The organism is Agrobacterium radiobacter, from assembly GCF_040801995.1.
Taxonomy (GTDB): domain Bacteria; phylum Pseudomonadota; class Alphaproteobacteria; order Rhizobiales; family Rhizobiaceae; genus Agrobacterium; species Agrobacterium radiobacter.
Genome location: NZ_JBEGHX010000002.1, coordinates 313,722 through 329,571, shown reverse-complemented (window position 1 = coordinate 329,571; position 15,850 = coordinate 313,722). Strand labels below are relative to the sequence as shown.

Annotated in this window: 13 protein-coding genes; 9 read left to right on the top strand and 4 right to left on the bottom strand. The window is 60.5% G+C overall.

Features of this window, described 5'->3' with window-relative positions:
• Positions 1 to 45 precede the first annotated feature (45 nt).
• Positions 46 to 1,245: an ROK family transcriptional regulator gene (locus MRBLRC7O_RS15505; RefSeq protein WP_060726870.1), complete on the bottom strand. Its 1,200-nt coding sequence runs from the start codon at positions 1,243 to 1,245 to the stop codon at positions 46 to 48.
• A 195-nt stretch (positions 1,246 to 1,440) separates the two neighbouring features.
• Here MRBLRC7O_RS15505 and MRBLRC7O_RS15500 point away from each other — a divergent pair, with 195 nt between their 5' ends.
• The 6 genes from MRBLRC7O_RS15500 to MRBLRC7O_RS15475 all read left to right on the top strand — a co-directional run bounded on the left by MRBLRC7O_RS15500 (position 1,441) and on the right by MRBLRC7O_RS15475 (position 8,088).
• Positions 1,441 to 2,742 carry an ABC transporter substrate-binding protein gene (locus tag MRBLRC7O_RS15500; protein ID WP_060726869.1) on the top strand — a complete coding sequence of 434 codons (1,302 nt, stop codon included), beginning with the start codon at positions 1,441 to 1,443 and terminating at the stop codon, positions 2,740 to 2,742.
• A gap of 70 nt (positions 2,743 to 2,812) precedes the next feature.
• Complete coding sequence (locus MRBLRC7O_RS15495; RefSeq protein ID WP_003506511.1) at positions 2,813 to 3,751, top strand: carbohydrate ABC transporter permease; 939 nt, start codon at positions 2,813 to 2,815, stop codon at positions 3,749 to 3,751.
• Positions 3,744 to 4,592, top strand: coding sequence for a carbohydrate ABC transporter permease (locus MRBLRC7O_RS15490; protein WP_003506513.1), 849 nt, complete (start codon positions 3,744 to 3,746; stop codon positions 4,590 to 4,592). The genes MRBLRC7O_RS15495 and MRBLRC7O_RS15490 overlap by 8 nt, the downstream gene beginning before the upstream one ends.
• A gap of 17 nt (positions 4,593 to 4,609) precedes the next feature.
• A complete protein-coding gene (locus MRBLRC7O_RS15485) occupies positions 4,610 to 5,683 on the top strand; it encodes an ABC transporter ATP-binding protein (protein WP_003506515.1) in 1,074 nt (357 codons plus the stop codon).
• Positions 5,684 to 5,826: 143 nt separating this feature from the next.
• Positions 5,827 to 6,879, top strand: coding sequence for a sugar phosphate isomerase/epimerase family protein (locus tag MRBLRC7O_RS15480; RefSeq protein WP_060724713.1), 1,053 nt, complete (start codon positions 5,827 to 5,829; stop codon positions 6,877 to 6,879).
• Positions 6,880 to 6,900: 21 nt separating this feature from the next.
• Positions 6,901 to 8,088 (top strand): Gfo/Idh/MocA family protein, encoded by a 1,188-nt coding sequence (locus tag MRBLRC7O_RS15475; RefSeq protein WP_003506517.1) that lies wholly within the window; start codon positions 6,901 to 6,903, stop codon positions 8,086 to 8,088.
• A 72-nt stretch (positions 8,089 to 8,160) separates the two neighbouring features.
• Here the strand turns inward: MRBLRC7O_RS15475 and MRBLRC7O_RS15470 are convergent, their stop codons facing one another.
• The 3 genes from MRBLRC7O_RS15470 to MRBLRC7O_RS15460 form a co-directional block, all read right to left on the bottom strand.
• Positions 8,161 to 8,409: a hypothetical protein gene (locus tag MRBLRC7O_RS15470; RefSeq protein WP_003506519.1), complete on the bottom strand. Its 249-nt coding sequence runs from the start codon at positions 8,407 to 8,409 to the stop codon at positions 8,161 to 8,163.
• A gap of 119 nt (positions 8,410 to 8,528) precedes the next feature.
• Entirely contained in the window at positions 8,529 to 9,800 is a 1,272-nt protein-coding gene (locus tag MRBLRC7O_RS15465) for a glycerate kinase type-2 family protein (protein WP_060726868.1), read from the bottom strand.
• 4 nt (positions 9,801 to 9,804) lie between these two features.
• On the bottom strand, positions 9,805 to 10,158 hold the full coding sequence (locus MRBLRC7O_RS15460) for a DUF1304 domain-containing protein (RefSeq protein ID WP_003506524.1): 354 nt from the start codon (positions 10,156 to 10,158) through the stop codon (positions 9,805 to 9,807).
• A 223-nt stretch (positions 10,159 to 10,381) separates the two neighbouring features.
• On the opposite strand from MRBLRC7O_RS15460, the gene MRBLRC7O_RS15455 reads away from it, so the two are divergent.
• From MRBLRC7O_RS15455 to MRBLRC7O_RS15445, 3 genes are read left to right on the top strand one after another with little or no spacing between them, the layout of a single operon-like run.
• The gene (locus MRBLRC7O_RS15455) at positions 10,382 to 11,146 is read left to right on the top strand and encodes an ImuA family protein (RefSeq protein WP_077998651.1); all 765 of its coding nucleotides are present in this window, start codon (positions 10,382 to 10,384) and stop codon (positions 11,144 to 11,146) included.
• On the top strand, positions 11,061 to 12,578 hold the full coding sequence (locus MRBLRC7O_RS15450) for a Y-family DNA polymerase (RefSeq protein WP_166690041.1): 1,518 nt from the start codon (positions 11,061 to 11,063) through the stop codon (positions 12,576 to 12,578). The genes MRBLRC7O_RS15455 and MRBLRC7O_RS15450 overlap by 86 nt, the downstream gene beginning before the upstream one ends.
• The gene (locus tag MRBLRC7O_RS15445) at positions 12,575 to 15,850 is read left to right on the top strand and encodes an error-prone DNA polymerase (RefSeq protein ID WP_060726865.1); all 3,276 of its coding nucleotides are present in this window, start codon (positions 12,575 to 12,577) and stop codon (positions 15,848 to 15,850) included. Before MRBLRC7O_RS15450 ends, MRBLRC7O_RS15445 begins: the two co-directional genes overlap by 4 nt.

Here is a 15,850-nt window from a genome sequence, read left to right as displayed (position 1 = left end):
CTCCCGTAAATCAGAAATACCTGGGCCTGTGCTCAACCCTGCGGGCTAGAGCGCTGGCCCGGTTGTGTTCCATGGCGATTCGTAAAGTTCGTAAAGCGCAACGGCCGCGGCCCCCTGCGCCCACAATTCGTCGCTCGCAACATCGAAAACCAGTTCCGCGACACCGGCCAGCGATGGCGGCACGGCGGCGTTGTAGCTGTTGCGAATGCTGGCGATGAAAGGTTCGCCAAGTTCGAGGCTGGAGCCGGTGATGATGACCCGCGGCGGCGCAAACAGCGTGACGATATTGGCAAGTGTCAGGCCAAGTGCTGCGCCGGCGCGCAGGGCCGCCGCGATGAGATCGTGATCTTCGGCCGCAATCAGCGCATGGGCATGCTGCATGCCACGGCCGAGCCGGATCGCTTCGGCAAAACGCCCGTCCACCGGGCGCGAGCCTAAAATGGCATTTTCGCCCGCCTGGCTTGCCAGCCGCACCGTTCCTTCATTAGCAAGGCCGATGACGAGGTCGCCGAGATTGTGGCTGAGACCGCCAGCGCCGCGAAACAGCTGGTTCTGGTGCAGCACGCCAAGCCCGAGTGTCTGTTCCAGCGAAATCAGCACCATGTCTTCGAGATCGCGCGCATGGCCGAACCAGTGGTGGGCGAGCGTGATGGCGTGTGCGTCACTTTCGATGATGGTTGGCGAATTCAGCCGCGCCGTCATTTCCTCGGCAAAGTTGACGTTTACTTCGCGCAGGATAGGACTGCTGCGGATCCTGCCGGTGCGGTGTTCGATGACACCAGGCAGGCCGAGACAGACCATGTCCACATCCTCAAGCGAAAGACCGGCATCGACGACGCAGCGTCGTACGCCGTCTTCCACCAAATCGGCGATGACGCCGATGGGCTGGCGGTCGACGCGGATCGGCAAGGCAAGGGTGGACAGCACATTGCCGCAGAAATCGGTGACGACAAAAACCATGCGGTTTGCGGCGATCTTGGCGCCCACAACGCGGGCGGCATCCGGGTTCAGTTCCAGCATCACGCGCGGTCTGCCGCGCCCCCCTTCGGTGCGGATATCACCGATATGGCGGGTGAGAATCAGCCCGTCATCGAGCAGCGAGGCGGTAATCGCCGAAACAGTCGTGGTGGAGAGCTGCGTTCTTTCGCTGATTTCCACCCGCGAGATCGGGCCATGGCGGCGGATGCTATCAAGCACGCTCAGCCTGTTGATCGCGCGCATCAATTCGGGGTCTGCGGTCTTCATGAGGTCCTGCTGCGATCGGGTTCGATCTAAAACGAATTTATATCGGATTGCGGATTAAATAACGTCTGTCGGGAGGGGTGTGTCAAGCGGTTTGGGTAAAAAATTGGCAAACCACCTTGACATCGGGCAGGGCGTGGGGTGAATTAATCCGCATTGGGGAATAAATGGTGAGGAACCCCAGGGAGGATCACGATCATGACGTATTGGCACGCAGGCGCAAGCCTGAGCGGCAGGCGGATTGCCTTTGCCGCAACGACAAGCATAGCCCTGATGCTCGGCGCGGCCAGCGCCTCGGCAGCCACGGTCGTTAAATGGATGCATGTGGAGCTGGACCCCAAATCTGTGGCTGTCTGGGAGGAGATTGCCAAGGAATATGAGGCCAAGCATCCCGATGTCGATGTTCAGCTGCAGTTCCTCGAAAACGAGGCCTTCAAGGCAAAATTGCCGACGCTGCTGCAATCCAATGACGTGCCTGACTTCTTCTACAGCTGGGGTGGCGGCGTCCTTGAGGAGCAGTCCAAGACCGGCGCGCTGAAAGATCTGACCGACGTTTTCGACGCCGATGGCGGCAAGCTGCGTGAGGCCTATAATGCGTCCGCAATCGACGGCCTGTCTTTTGACGGCAAGGTCTGGGCCGTGCCTTACCGTGTCAGCCTCGTCAGCTTCTTTTATAACAAGGAGTTGTTCGCCAAGGCCGGTGTGAAGGCGGAGGATATCAAGACCTGGGACGATTTCAGCGCCACGGTCAAGAAGATCAAGGAAGCCGGTATCGTCCCGATCGCCGGCGGCGGCGGTGAAAAATGGCCGATTCATTTCTACTGGAGCTATCTCGTCATGCGCAATGGCGGGCAGGCCGTGTTCGATGCCGCCCGCAAGGGCGAAGGCGAAGGTTTCATGGACCCGGCGATCATCAAGGCCGGTGAACAGCTGGCCGCGTTCGGCAAGCTCGAACCCTTCCAGCCCGGATATCTCGGCTCGACCTGGCCACAGGCGCTCGGCGTCTTCGGCGACGGCAAGGCGGCGATTATTCTCGGCTTCGACAATACGGAAGCCAACCAGCGCAAGAATGCGGGCGACGGCAAGGGGCTGGCCCCTGAAAATATCGGCCGCTTCGCCTTCCCGATTGTCGAAGGCGGCGCCGGCAAGGCCACTGATACGCTGGGCGGCCTGAACGGCTGGGCGCTCACCAAGAACGCCTCCAAGGAAGCGATCGATTTCGCAACCTTCCTGACCAGCAAGGAAAGCGAAGAGAAAATGGCGACCGCCGGCATGATCCTGCCGGTTGCCACGGGTGCCGCCGGTGCGGTGAAGAACCCGCTGCTGGCGGATTCGGCAAAACAGCTTGCCGCCTCCACCTGGCACCAGAACTTCTTCGACCAGACATTGGGCGCCGCCGTCGGCCGCGTCGTCAACGATATTTCAGTCGAGATCGTTTCCGGCCAGATGACCTCCGAAGAGGGCGCCCAGCAGATTCAGGACGCATTCGAACTGCGCTGATCTGACGGTTTTCATGGCAGCGCCGCGAATGTGCGGCGCTGCTTATCTGCCTCCATGAAAGCGGATAGAGATGACGGATATTTCCATGACTTCTGCGTCCATACCGGCGCGCGGCGCGACAAAGGCCAAGCGCAAGCAAAGTTCGGTCGCGCATGACCGGGCGCTGACCCTTCTGGTGTTTCTGCCGCCTGCCCTGTTGCTCTTTACCCTGTTCGTCATCCTGCCCATGGGCGAGGCGGCGTGGTACAGCCTTTACCGCTGGAACGGTTACGGCACGCCGACCGATTTTGTCGGTTTGAAGAATTTCCAGGTCCTGTTTGGTAATGCCGCCTTCTCGCAGGCCCTTATGAATAACGGCCTGATCATCCTTATCTCGATCCTGATCCAGATTCCGCTGGCGATCTGGCTGGCCATGATGCTGGCGCACCGCATTCCCGGCGTCGTCGCCTTCCGGCTGGTGTTCTTTCTGCCCTATGTTCTGGCTGACGTTGCAGCGGGCCTGATCTGGCGTTTCGTTTATGATGGTGACTATGGTCTGTTCGCCGCCATCTCCAATTTCTTCGGTTTCGCCAACCCTTACGTGCTGGCTGACAAGGATGTGGCGATCTATGCCGTGCTTGGCGTCATCGTCTGGAAATATTTCGGTTTCCACATGATGCTGTTCATCGCCGGCCTTCAATCCGTCGACAAAAACGTGCTGGAAGCAGCCGAAATCGATGGCGCGTCCGGCTGGCAGAAATTCCGTTATGTCACGCTGCCGATGCTCGGCTCAACGGTGCGCCTTTCCGTCTTCTTTGCGGTAATCGGCTCGCTGCAGCTCTTTGACATGATCATGCCGCTCACCGGCGGCGGTCCGTCCAACTCCACGCAGACCATGGTCACCTTCCTCTACACCTACGGCGTCATGCGCATGCAGGTGGGGCTTGGCAGCGCGGTGGGCGTCGTTCTCTTCGTCATCTGCGTGACGCTTGCCTTCGGTTACAAAAGGATTTTCATGCGCCATGACTGACACATCCACTTCCGTCCGCATGCCGCTGCAAACCAAGCTTTATCTTTATATATCGCTGAGCCTGATTGCGGCCATCGTGCTTATCCCGTTGCTCACCACCGCGCTCGGCGGCTTCAAGACGCTGGGAGACCTGCGCGTCAACCCCTTCGGCATTCCGGCCGAATGGCAATGGTCGAACTACGGCGATATCCTGCTTGGCAAACGCTATTGGCTGCAAATCTTCAACTCGCTGGTCATCGCGCTGCTGACGGTATTCCTGACGCTGACTGTCTCGGCCATGGCGGCCTTCACCTTCGCGCATGTGAAATTCTTCGGCTCGTCCTTCCTACTCAACTATTTCCTGCTGGGGCTGATGTTTCCAGCGGCGACCGCCATCCTGCCGCTGTTCATTCGTATCCGCGATCTCGGCCTGCTCGATACCTATTGGGGTGTGGTGCTGCCGCAGGTAGCCTTCGGGCTGGGCATGAGCATTCTCCTGTTCCGCAATTATTTCCGTAATCTGCCGGACGAGCTGTTTCAGGCGGCCTTCGTAGATGGCTGCGGTTATCTACGCTTCTTCTGGCATATTTCCGTGCCGCTTTCGCGGCCGATCGTGGCGACCGTTGGCATCGTCTCCTTCGTCGGCAGCTGGAACAGCTACATCCTTCCGCTCATCATGCTGAATTCGGAATCGAAATATCCCTGGCCGCTCGGCATCATGGTTTATCGCGGCGAATTCGGCACGGAATGGCAGCTCGTTCTCGCCTTCATCACGCTGACGATCCTGCCGACCGTCATCGTCTTCTTCCTCGCACAGAAACACATCATCGCGGGCCTGACGGCCGGTGCCGTCAAATCGTGACATGAAAGGAGCAAAAAATGGCTTCCGTCGAACTTAAGGGTATCCGCAAGTCCTATGCGGCGCTCGATGTCATCCACGGCATCTCGCTTGATATAACGGATGGTGAATTCATCGCGCTGGTCGGTCCATCCGGCTGCGGCAAGTCCACGCTTTTGCGCATGATCGCCGGGCTGGAGGAGATCACCGATGGGGATATTCTCATCGGCGACAGGGTGGTCAATGGCATGACCCCGCGCGAGCGCAACATCGCCATGGTGTTCCAGTCCTATGCGCTTTATCCGCATATGACGGTGGCCGAAAACATGGGCTTCAATCTGAAGCTCGCCGGCCAGCCGAAAAACGTCATTGAAGAGCGCGTTGCGGAAGCCGCCCGCATGCTCGATCTCGGCAAGCTTCTGGATCGCAAGCCCTCACAGCTTTCCGGCGGCCAGCGCCAGCGTGTCGCCATGGGCCGCGCCGTGGTGCGCAACCCGGCCGTCTTCCTGTTCGATGAGCCGCTTTCCAACCTCGATGCCAAGCTGCGCGTACAGATGCGCAGCGAAATCAAGGCCCTGCACCAGAAAGTTGGCACGACCTCCATCTATGTCACCCATGACCAGATCGAGGCCATGACGCTGGCGGACCGGGTGGTGGTGCTCAATCACGGCCGCATCGAACAGCAGGGCACGCCGCTCGAACTTTACAAGACACCCGCCAATCTCTTCGTCGCCGCCTTTATCGGTTCGCCGGCCATGAACCTCATCGAAGGCGTGGTCGATGGCGAGGGTGACCAGCCCGCCGCCCGGCTGAAGGACGGCACCGCGATCCGCATTGCCGCCTCCCGCAAGGTCAAGCGCGGCCAGCCGGTGACGATCGGGCTTCGCCCCGAACATATCGGTTCGGCGATTGGCGGCGATATCTCGCTTACCGGACGGACGGTGCTGGTGGAACCGACGGGCGCGCAGACCCATGTGGTCTTCGAACTGGCGGGCGATCAGGTTACGGCAGTGGTGGATGGTGAGCAGCCGGTGAAGGTGAACACCCCCTTCGCAGCCACCGTGCACCATGAGCGCGTGCACGTCTTCGACAGGGCGAGCGGACTGGCGCTTTAAGCGCCTCCCGTCTTTTAAATGAAATACGGAAATTCTCTTGCCCTCCGCTTTTGGGGCTTGTTTGAAAATCACGAGCGGTTAGCTTGGCGCTTGGGAACAAAGCGGGTTACCGCGCAACTGTATCGATGCAGGAGGAGATTTTTATGAGAACGATCAAAGGGCCGGGTCTTTTTCTCGGTCAGTTTGCCGGTGATGCAGCCCCCTTCAACAGCTGGGACGGCATTACCAAATGGGCGGCGGAAAAGGGCTACGCCGGCGTGCAGGTGCCGACCTGGGCCGGGCAGCTGATCGATCTCAAAAAAGCGGCGGAATCGAAGGATTATTGCGACGAGTTCGCCGGTGTCGCGCGCCAGAACGGCGTGGAAGTAACCGAGCTTTCCACCCACTTGCAGGGTCAGCTCGTCGCCGTTCACCCGGCCTATGACGAGGCCTTTGACGGTTTTGCCGCACCGGAAGTGCGCGGCAACCCGAAGGCACGCCAGCAATGGGCGGTGGAGCAGGTGAAGCTCGCGCTGAAAGCCTCGAAAAATCTCGGCATCAAGGCGCATGCGACGTTTTCCGGCGCGCTTGCCTGGCCGTTCGTTTATCCGTGGCCGCAGCGTCCGGCCGGTCTGGTGGAAACAGCCTTTGATGAACTGGCGAAACGCTGGACGCCGATCCTCGATTACGCTGATGAGCAGGGTGTGGATGTCTGCTACGAAATCCATCCGGGCGAAGATCTGCATGACGGCGTCACGTTCGAGATGTTCCTCGAGCGGGTGAAGAACCACAAGCGCGCCAACATGCTCTACGATCCCTCGCATTACGTGCTGCAATGCCTAGATTATCTCGACAATATCGACATCTACAAGGACCGCATCAAGATGTTCCACGTCAAGGATGCGGAGTTCAACCCGACCGGGCGGCAGGGCGTTTATGGCGGTTATCAGGGCTGGGTGAACCGCGCTGGTCGCTTCCGTTCGCTGGGCGACGGGCAGGTTGATTTCGGTGCGGTCTTCTCCAAGATGGCGGCCAATGATTTTGACGGCTGGGCCGTCGTCGAATGGGAATGCGCACTGAAACACCCTGAAGACGGCGCCCGGGAAGGGGCGGAATTCGTCAAGGCGCATATCATCCGCGTCACGGAAAAAGCCTTTGACGATTTCGCATCAAGCGGCACCGATGATGCGGCCAACCGCCGTATGCTTGGGCTTTGAAAGCATTTCAGGGGAGATATTATGGCTATTGAAGGAAAGACAACGGACAAGGCGAACAAGCGGATTCGCCTTGGCATGGTCGGTGGTGGTTCGGGCGCATTTATCGGCGGCGTTCACCGCATGGCGGCGCGGCTCGACAATCGTTTCGATCTCGTCGCAGGGGCCCTGTCCTCGACGCCGGAAAAATCCCTCGCTTCCGGCCACGAGCTGGGGCTCGATCCCGAGCGTTGCTATGGTTCGTTCGAGGAAATGGCCGAAAAGGAAGCGCTGCGCGAGGATGGCATCGAGGCGGTGGCGATCGTTACCCCCAACCATGTGCATTATCCGGCAGCGAAGGCGTTTCTGGAGCGCGGCATCCATGTCATCTGCGACAAGCCGCTGACCTCCAATCTGGAAGACGCCAAAAAGCTGAAGCAGGTGGCCGACAAGGCCGATGCACTGTTCATCCTCACGCACAACTACACCGGCTATCCGATGGTGCGGCATGCGCGGGAACTGGTGGAGTCAGGCGCGCTCGGCACGATCCGTCTGGTGCAGATGGAATATCCGCAGGACTGGCTGACGGAAGCGGTGGAACAGACCGGCGCGAAACAGGCCGTCTGGCGCACCGATCCGGCTCAGTCCGGCGTCGGCGGCTCCACCGGCGATATCGGCACCCATGCCTATAATCTCGGTTGCTTCATTTCCGGTCTGGAAGCGGATGAGCTGGCGGCGGATGTGCATACCTTTGTCGAAGGCCGCCGGCTGGATGACAATGCGCATGTGATGCTGCGCTTCAAGCCGAAGGGCGGCAAGCAGGCAGCCAAGGGGCTACTCTGGTGCAGCCAGGTTGCGGTCGGTCACGAAAACGGGCTGAAGGTCCGTGTTTATGGCGACAAGGCCGGCATTGAGTGGACGCAGGCCGATCCGAACTATCTCTGGTTTACGAAGCTTGGCGAGCCGAAGCAGTTGATCACCCGCGGCGGTGCCGGGGCAGGGGCTGCTGCAGCACGCGTCACCCGCATTCCGTCCGGCCATCCGGAAGGTTATCTCGAAGCCTTCGCCACCATCTATACCGAGGCGGCGCATGCCATCGAAGCCCGCCGCACCGGCTCGGCGCTCGATAAGGCGGTTATTTACCCGACCGTCGATGACGGGGTTAAAGGCGTCGCCTTTGTTACGGCCTGCATCGAGTCCGGCAAGAAGAATGGCGGCTGGGTGAAGCTGTAAGACGAGGTTGCGGCATATTTCTTCTCCCCGTTGCCGGGGAGAAGATGCCCCTGACGTCATCTGCCGACGGGATCAATTGACGCGTGTCGTCTGTCGCTGCACCCGTTCCGTTATGGGGCAGCCATCCTGGAGCTTGGTCCAGGACGAAACGTTGAGCTTCATCTCGCAGCGCGCGAGATAGGAGCCACCGTCGACCTTCAGGCAGGATGTCTGGCCGAGTTCGAACATGGTGCCGCGATTTCGGCATTTGCAATTATGGGCATCCGCCAAGGTCGGAATAAGGGCCATGATCAGGCCAAGTATGAGCACTCCAGTACGCATGGCTGAGGCTCCAAAGAATATACCGCCAGATTACTCCTGTCCGAGGGCATAGTCAAAAACGGCCTTTGCCTGTGATGCGCGCCCTCTGCGGGCAGCAGCCGCTGCGAATTCCCCCGCTGTCACCCGATCAAAATCGCCCTGATATCATTCACATTCGTCAGGGTCGGACCCGTCACGACAAGGTCTCCGGCCGCCTTGAAAGCGGTGTAGCTGTCGTGGCTTACGAGCGACTGACGCGGATCGACACCGGCTTCGCGCATGCGGGCAAGCGTATCCGGCGTCACCACAGCACCCGCCGCATCCTCGACGCCGTCTATGCCGTCGCTATCGCCGGCAATGGCCCAGATCTCGTCCGCACCTTTCAGCGTCAGCGCAAGGCTCAGCAGGAACTCCGTGTTGCGGCCACCCTTGCCGGCTGGCCCCTTGCCAATCGTGACCGTGGTTTCGCCGCCGGAAAGCAAAACGGCCGGACCTTTTAGCGGCAGGCCCTTGCGGCTGGCGGAGAGCGCTATGCCGGCCATAACAGCGCCGACGTCCTTGGATTCGCCTTCCAGCGAATCCCCGAGGATGAGCGGCGTAAGCCCGAGTTTCACGGCCTCTTCCGCTGCCGCCTGCAAGGCGAGCGAAGGGGCCGCGATGAGCCGGATATCCTCGTCGATATCGCCGGCCTTCGGGGTTTCCTCGCCTTTTTCCAGCACCTTGCGCACGTTTTCCGGAAGATCGAGCGCATAACGGGAGATGATTTCCCGCACGGTTTCGATGTCGCTCGGATCGGCAACCGTCGGGCCGGAGGCGATTTCCGAGGGGTCGTCGCCCGGCACGTCGGAAATCAGCAGCGAAACAACCTTGGCCGGTCTGGCAGCCAGTGCCAGCCGTCCGCCCTTGATGCGGGAGAGATGCTTGCGCACGGCGTTCATTTCGGAAATCGTCGCGCCGCTGGCAAGCAAAGCGCGGTTGACGGCCATCTTGTCGGCAAGCGTCATGCCTTCGGCCGGTGCGACCATGAGCGCCGAACCACCGCCGGAAATCAGCGCGATCACCATGTCGTCGGTGGTCAATCCCTCGACGGCGGCGAGAATGTGTTTCGCCGCTTCCGCACTCTTATCGTCAGGCACGGGATGGGAAGCCTCGATGATCTCGATACGCGCAGTCGGGACAGCATGGCCGTAACGCGTCACCACCACACCGGAGAGATCGACATGTGGCCATGCCGCTTCAAGCGCTGCGGCCATGGCGGCGGAAGCCTTGCCGGCGCCCACCACCACGCACCGACCTTTGGGCGGGGAGGGAAGGTGGTGTTGCAACACCTTTGCCGGATCGGCGCTTGCGACTGCGGCCATGAAGATGCGGTTGAGCGCGTCTCTTGCGGACGTGTCATTCCATGCGCTCATCGGCTCATGCTCCGATCCAGAGGAAGCCGAGCGCAAACAATGCCGGCAATGCCTGAATGAACAGGATCTTCATATTGGCTGTCATGGCGCCGAAAATACCGGCCACCAAAACGCAGGTCAGGAAGAAAACCTTGAAGCTCAGCCCTTCATCGCCCTGCATGAGCCCATAGATCAGCCCGGCCGCGAGAAAGCCGTTATAAAGGCCCTGATTGGCGGCAAGCACCTTTGTCTGCCGGGCAAAATCTGCCGAAAGACCGAAAGCCTTGCGCCCGGCTGGCTTTTCCCACAGCAGCATTTCCAGAATGACGATGTAAATATGGATGGCCGCAACCACGGCAATCAGAATGCTGGCGATCATCGGCGGTTTCCTCCAAACCATGATGTCCGTTGCCGTTGTCAGGGTGAACAGGCGGCGAGCGGTCACTTCCGTTTTAACGTCGGGACGAAGGGCTGCAAGGCCAGAATCTCCTCTTCCCGTGCAAACTGTTGAAGAGTGGTGACCTGTTGCTTGACTCTTTGCTGAAATAGGAACAAAACAAGAACAATAGAGATGAATAACCGGAATTGAAACCTGTCATGCCATGCAAAAGCGCGCGGATCAGTTGCTCGTTGTCGAAGAGCTGCGTGAAAGGCTGGAAAGGATCGGTAACGGCCCTGAGCGGCTGCACGAGACCTTGCCTTTCGGCGTGGATGCCATCGACCATCGCCTGCCGGGAGGCGGGCTCAAGCTCGGCTGTCTGCATGAGCTGAGCGGCGGCGGCAATGGCGCTGCCGATGGTGCGGCGGCCGCCCTTTTTGCGGCCGGTGTGGCGGCAAGGCTTTCCGGCAAGGTTTTATGGTGCGTCACCCGGCGGGATCTGTTCATGCCGGGGCTGACGCAGGCTGGCCTTTCGCAGAACCGGCTCATCATTGTTGAATGCCGCGATGAGAAGGGCGTGCTCGACTGTTTCGAGGAGGGTTTACGCTGCAATGGTTTCGGCGCGGTGATGGGTGAGGTGGCAAAATTGCCGATGAACGCCTCGCGACGGCTGCAACTGGCGGCGGAAACCTCTGGTGTTACCGGCATCGCCATCCGCCGTTTCCGGCGCGCGGCCGATGCGGCGCTGTTCGGCGAGCCGACGGCGGCGGTGACCCGCTGGCGTGTCTCGGTCCGTCCTTCTTCGCCCTTGCCGGTGCCGGGGGTGGGCAGGCCGCGCTGGTTTCTCGAGCTTTTGCGATGTCGCGGCGGCGAAAGCGCTGAATTTGAAGTGGAAGCCTGTGATGCAAAGGGTCGTATCGCTCTACCTGCCGACATGGCCGACGGATCGCTTCCGGCGTCTTTCGGGAGAGAACGCGCCGCCGGTTGAAAAGCCGCTGGTCATGATCGGCCGCCAGGGCAGCCGCCGGCTGGTGCTGGCGCTCGACAAAGCGGCAAAGGCGGCGGGCATCCGGCCCGGCACGCCGGTCAGCAAGGCGCAGGCGCTGGTGCCGGGCCTTCTGGTGGAAGATCTGGATGCAGCTGGAGATGCCCGCGCCCTGCAGCAGCTGGCCTTTCATTTTCTGCGCATCTATGCCCCCATCGTCGCCGCCGATACGCCTGATGGGCTGGTGCTGGACACGGCGGGAGCGGACCATCTGCACGGCGATGAGACGCTGATGCTGAGCGGGATGGTCAACCGCCTGCATGCCGCAGGCTTTGCCGCCCGCGCGGCCATTGCCGATAGCTGGGGTGCTGCCCATGCGCTGGCCCGCTTCGGCCGCGAGCAGATCAGCATCATACCGCCGGGCGGGCAGCGGGCGGCGATCAACGGCTTGCCGCTTGCTGCGCTGAGGCTGGAGGAGCGTATCGTTTCAGGGTTGAAGGTGCTCGGCTTCCGCAGCATCGGCGAGCTTGCCGAAGCCCCGCGCGCGCCGCTGACCCTGCGTTTTGGCCCCGAACTCGTCCGGCGTCTTTCCCAGGCTTTCGGGGAGATCGGCGAACCCATAGAGCCGGTGCGCGTGGCCGAACTGGTGGAGGTGCGTCGCGCCTTTCCCGAGCCGATTGCGGCGGCGGAAACGATTGCCCGTTATACGCAGAAGCTGGTCACGGGGCTTTGCTCAGCACTTGAAAAACGCGGCCTTGGCGCCCGCCGGGTCGATCTGGTGCTGCACCGGGTCGATAGCGGCCTGCAGGCGGTACGCGCAGGCACCTCCAGACCGGTGCGCGACATCAAGCAGCTTGTCCGGCTTCTGACCGACCGCATCGACACCATTGATCCCGGTTTCGGCATCGAGATGATGGTGCTGACCGCCACCCATGCCGAGCCGCTTCTCGCCGCGCAGGCCCGATCCTCGCTTCTAGAGGAGGTGCGTGCGGACATCGCCGATACGGTCGATGTCATCCTCAATCGTGGCCACAGGGTCTATCGTTACGCGGCGGTAGCGAGCGATGTGCCGGAACGCTCCGTTGCCCGCGTTGCGGCGCTTGCATCTGAGGATATGCTCGGCTGGCCCGGCCACTGGCCGCGCCCGGTCAGGCTTTTTGCAACGCCGGAACCCATCGAGACGCTGGCGCTGCTGCCGGATCATCCGCCGCGTTATTTCATCTGGAAAGGCGTGCGCCATAATGTGCGGCGCGCCGACGGGCCGGAACGGGTGTTCGGCGAATGGTGGAAACGCGACCGGGAAAAGGAAGCCGTGCGCGATTATTTCACGGTGGAAAATGAAAGCGGCGAGCGCTTCTGGATTTTCCGCTCCGGCGATGGCGAACATGCCGAGACAGGCTCGCAGGGCTGGTTCATCCACGGGGTCTTCGCATGAGCACGCCGCGTTATGCCGAACTTCAGGTGACCACGCATTTTTCCTTCCTACGCGGCGCAAGCTCCTGCGAGGAGCTTTTCGAACAGGCCAAAAACCTCGGCATCGAGGCGCTCGGCATTGTCGACCGCAACAGCCTTGCGGGCATTCCCCGCGCCTACGAGGCGGCAAGCACCCACGGCATCCGGCTCGTCATCGGCTGCCGGCTCGATCTGGGTGACGACCTTTCCGTGCTTGTTTATCCCATGGATCGCCCGGCTTACGGCCGGCTTTGCCGGCTGCTTTCCGTCGGCAAGAAAAGGGGTGGTAAGGGTAAGTGCCGACTGACATGGGATGATCTCGTCGCCTATGGCGAAGGCCTGATCGTGGTGCTGCTCGCTGATCTCGCGGATGATCTCTGCGCGCTTCGCCTGCGGCGGCTGAAAGCCGCTTTTACGGATCGCGCCTATATGGCGCTCAGCCTCAGAAGACGTCCCAATGACCAGATGCGGCTTTTCGAATTGTTCAATATGGCTCAAGTCGCAGGTATACCGACGGTGGTGACCAATGACGTACTGTTCCATGTGCCCGAGCGGCGCATGCTGCAGGATGTCGTCACCTGCATCCGGCATAATTGCACCATCGACGAGGCGGGTTTCCGCCGCGAGCGGCATGCCGACCGCTATATGAAGCCGCCGGAGGAAATGCACCGGCTATTTGCCCGCTACCCCGAAGCGCTGGCCCGCAGTCTCGAAATCACGAAGCGCTGCACTTTTTCGCTGAAGGAACTGGTCTATCAATATCCCGAAGAGCGCACGCTGCCGGGGCTGACGGCGCAGCAGGCGCTGGAAAAAATGGTCTGGGAGGCGGTGCCGGGGCGGTATCCGGATGGTCTGCCGGCGAAAGTGGAAAAGGCGCTGAAACATGAGCTTACACTGATCGGCAGGCTGGAATACGCCCCCTATTTCCTGACGGTAAACGCCATCGTTCGCCATGCACGCTCGCTGGATATTCTCTGCCAGGGACGTGGCTCGGCGGCCAATTCGGTTGTCTGTTACGTGCTTGGCATTACCGCCATCGATCCCGTCAAGGTCGATCTTCTGTTTGAACGTTTCGTTTCTGAAGAACGGCGTGAACCGCCTGATATCGATGTGGATTTCGAACATCAGCGGCGTGAGGAGGTCATCCAGTGGGTCTATGACACCTATGGGCGCGACAAGGCCGCGCTGTGTTCGGTCGTCACCCGTTATCGCGGAAGGGGTGCGCTGCGCGATGTCGGCAAGGTTCTCGGCCTGCCGGAAGATCTGACGAAACTTCTATCCTCGCAGGTCTGGCGCTGGAGCGAAGGGGTGGACGAGAAGCAGGTGAAGGAGCTGAACCTCAATATGGAGGATCGTCGTCTGAAGCTTGCCCTTGAACTGGCCAACCAGCTTGTAGGCACGCCGCGTCACCATAGCCAGCATCCGGGCGGCTTTGTTCTCACTCATGACCGATTGGACGAGTTGGTGCCGATCGAACCTGCTGCCATGGACAAACGGCAGATCATCGAATGGGACAAGGACGATGTCGATATCATGAAGTTCATGAAGATGGACTGTCTGGCGCTCGGCATGCTTTCCTGCATGAAGCGCGGCTTCAACATGCTGGAAGAACGTACTGGTGATAAGTACGATCTTGCTACCGTGCCGCAGGATGACGATCCCACCTATGAGATGATCCAGAAGGCCGATACGCTTGGCACCTTCCAGATCGAAAGCCGGGCGCAGATGTCGATGTTGCCGCGGTTGAAGCCGAAGATATTTTACGATCTCGTCATACAGGTCGCCATTGTTCGTCCGGGTCCCATTCAGGGAGATATGGTGCACCCATATCTGCGCCGCCGCGACAAAAAAGAGGAGGAACATTACCCGAAAGAAGAGCTTAGAGGGGTACTGGGCAAAACACTCGGTGTGCCATTGTTTCAGGAGCAAGCCATGCGCGTCGCTATCGAATGCGCTGGTTTCTCCCCCGGTAAAGCGGATCAACTGCGCCGCGCCATGGCCACCTTCAAGAATGTCGGCACCATCTCCAAATTCAGGCAGGATTTGATCGACGGCATGGTGGAGCGCGGTTATGAAAAAGAATTCGCCGAACGTATCTTCAAACAGCTGGAAGGGTTCGGCAGTTATGGTTTTCCCGAAAGCCATGCGGCCTCCTTCGCGCTGATCGCCTATGCCTCCTCATGGCTGAAATGCCATTATCCCGATATTTTCTGTGTTGCCCTTCTAAATTCACAGCCCATGGGGTTTTACGCCCCGGCGCAGATCGTGCGCGATGCGCGCGATCATGGCGTGGAGGTGCGCCCGGTCTGTGTCAATAACAGCCGCTTCGATTGCACGCTGGAGCCCACGGGTGAGAAGGATGCGAAAGGCGACGAGCGGTTTGCCGTGCGGCTCGGTATGCGCCTGGTGAAAGGGCTTTCCAACAAACATGCTGCCGATATAGTCAATGTCCGGCAGGATCGGCCTTTTGCCTCGGTGGATGATCTCTGGCGAAGGGCGGGCGTTCCCGCCGCTGCCCTCGTCTGTCTCGCCGAAGCCGATGCCTTTTTACCGTCGCTTTCGCTTGCCAGACGCGAAGCGCTCTGGGCCATCAAGGCCTTGCGGGATGAGCCGCTGCCGCTTTTCGCCGCCGCCGCCAGTCGGGAAAATGCCGTGGTGGATGAGCTTCAGGAACCCTCCGTCGCGCTCAGGCCCATGACTGACGGTGGTGAGGTGGTGCAGGATTACGGCCATGTGGGGCTGACGCTGCGCGAACATCCCATGACCTTCCTGCGTCGCGATCTTTCCCGCCGCCGCATCGTCACCTGTGCGGAGGCCGTGCGCGCCCGTGATGGCGCATGGCTGGAAACGGCGGGTCTGGTGCTGGTGCGCCAGCGCCCCGGCTCGGCAAAGGGGGTGATCTTCATGACACTGGAGGATGAGACGGGCATCGCCAATGCGGTGCTGTGGGTAAAAACCTTCGAAAAATACCGGCGCGTGGTGTTGTCCGCCGGCATGGTCGGTATTTACGGCAAGATCCAGCGGGAGGGTGAGGTGGTGCATTTGGTCGCCTATCGGCTGACAGATTTGTCGGAGGCGCTGGCCAGCGTGGGCGAACGCAACCATGCCTTTCCCCTGCCGCATGGGCGTGGCGATGAGTTCCACCACGGCATTCCACCGGATGATCACCGCACTATCAGGAAGCATCCGCCGCCTGCCGTGGATGATGCGGACGAGGTGGAGCGGATAAAGGTCATTTCCCGCAATTTTCACTGA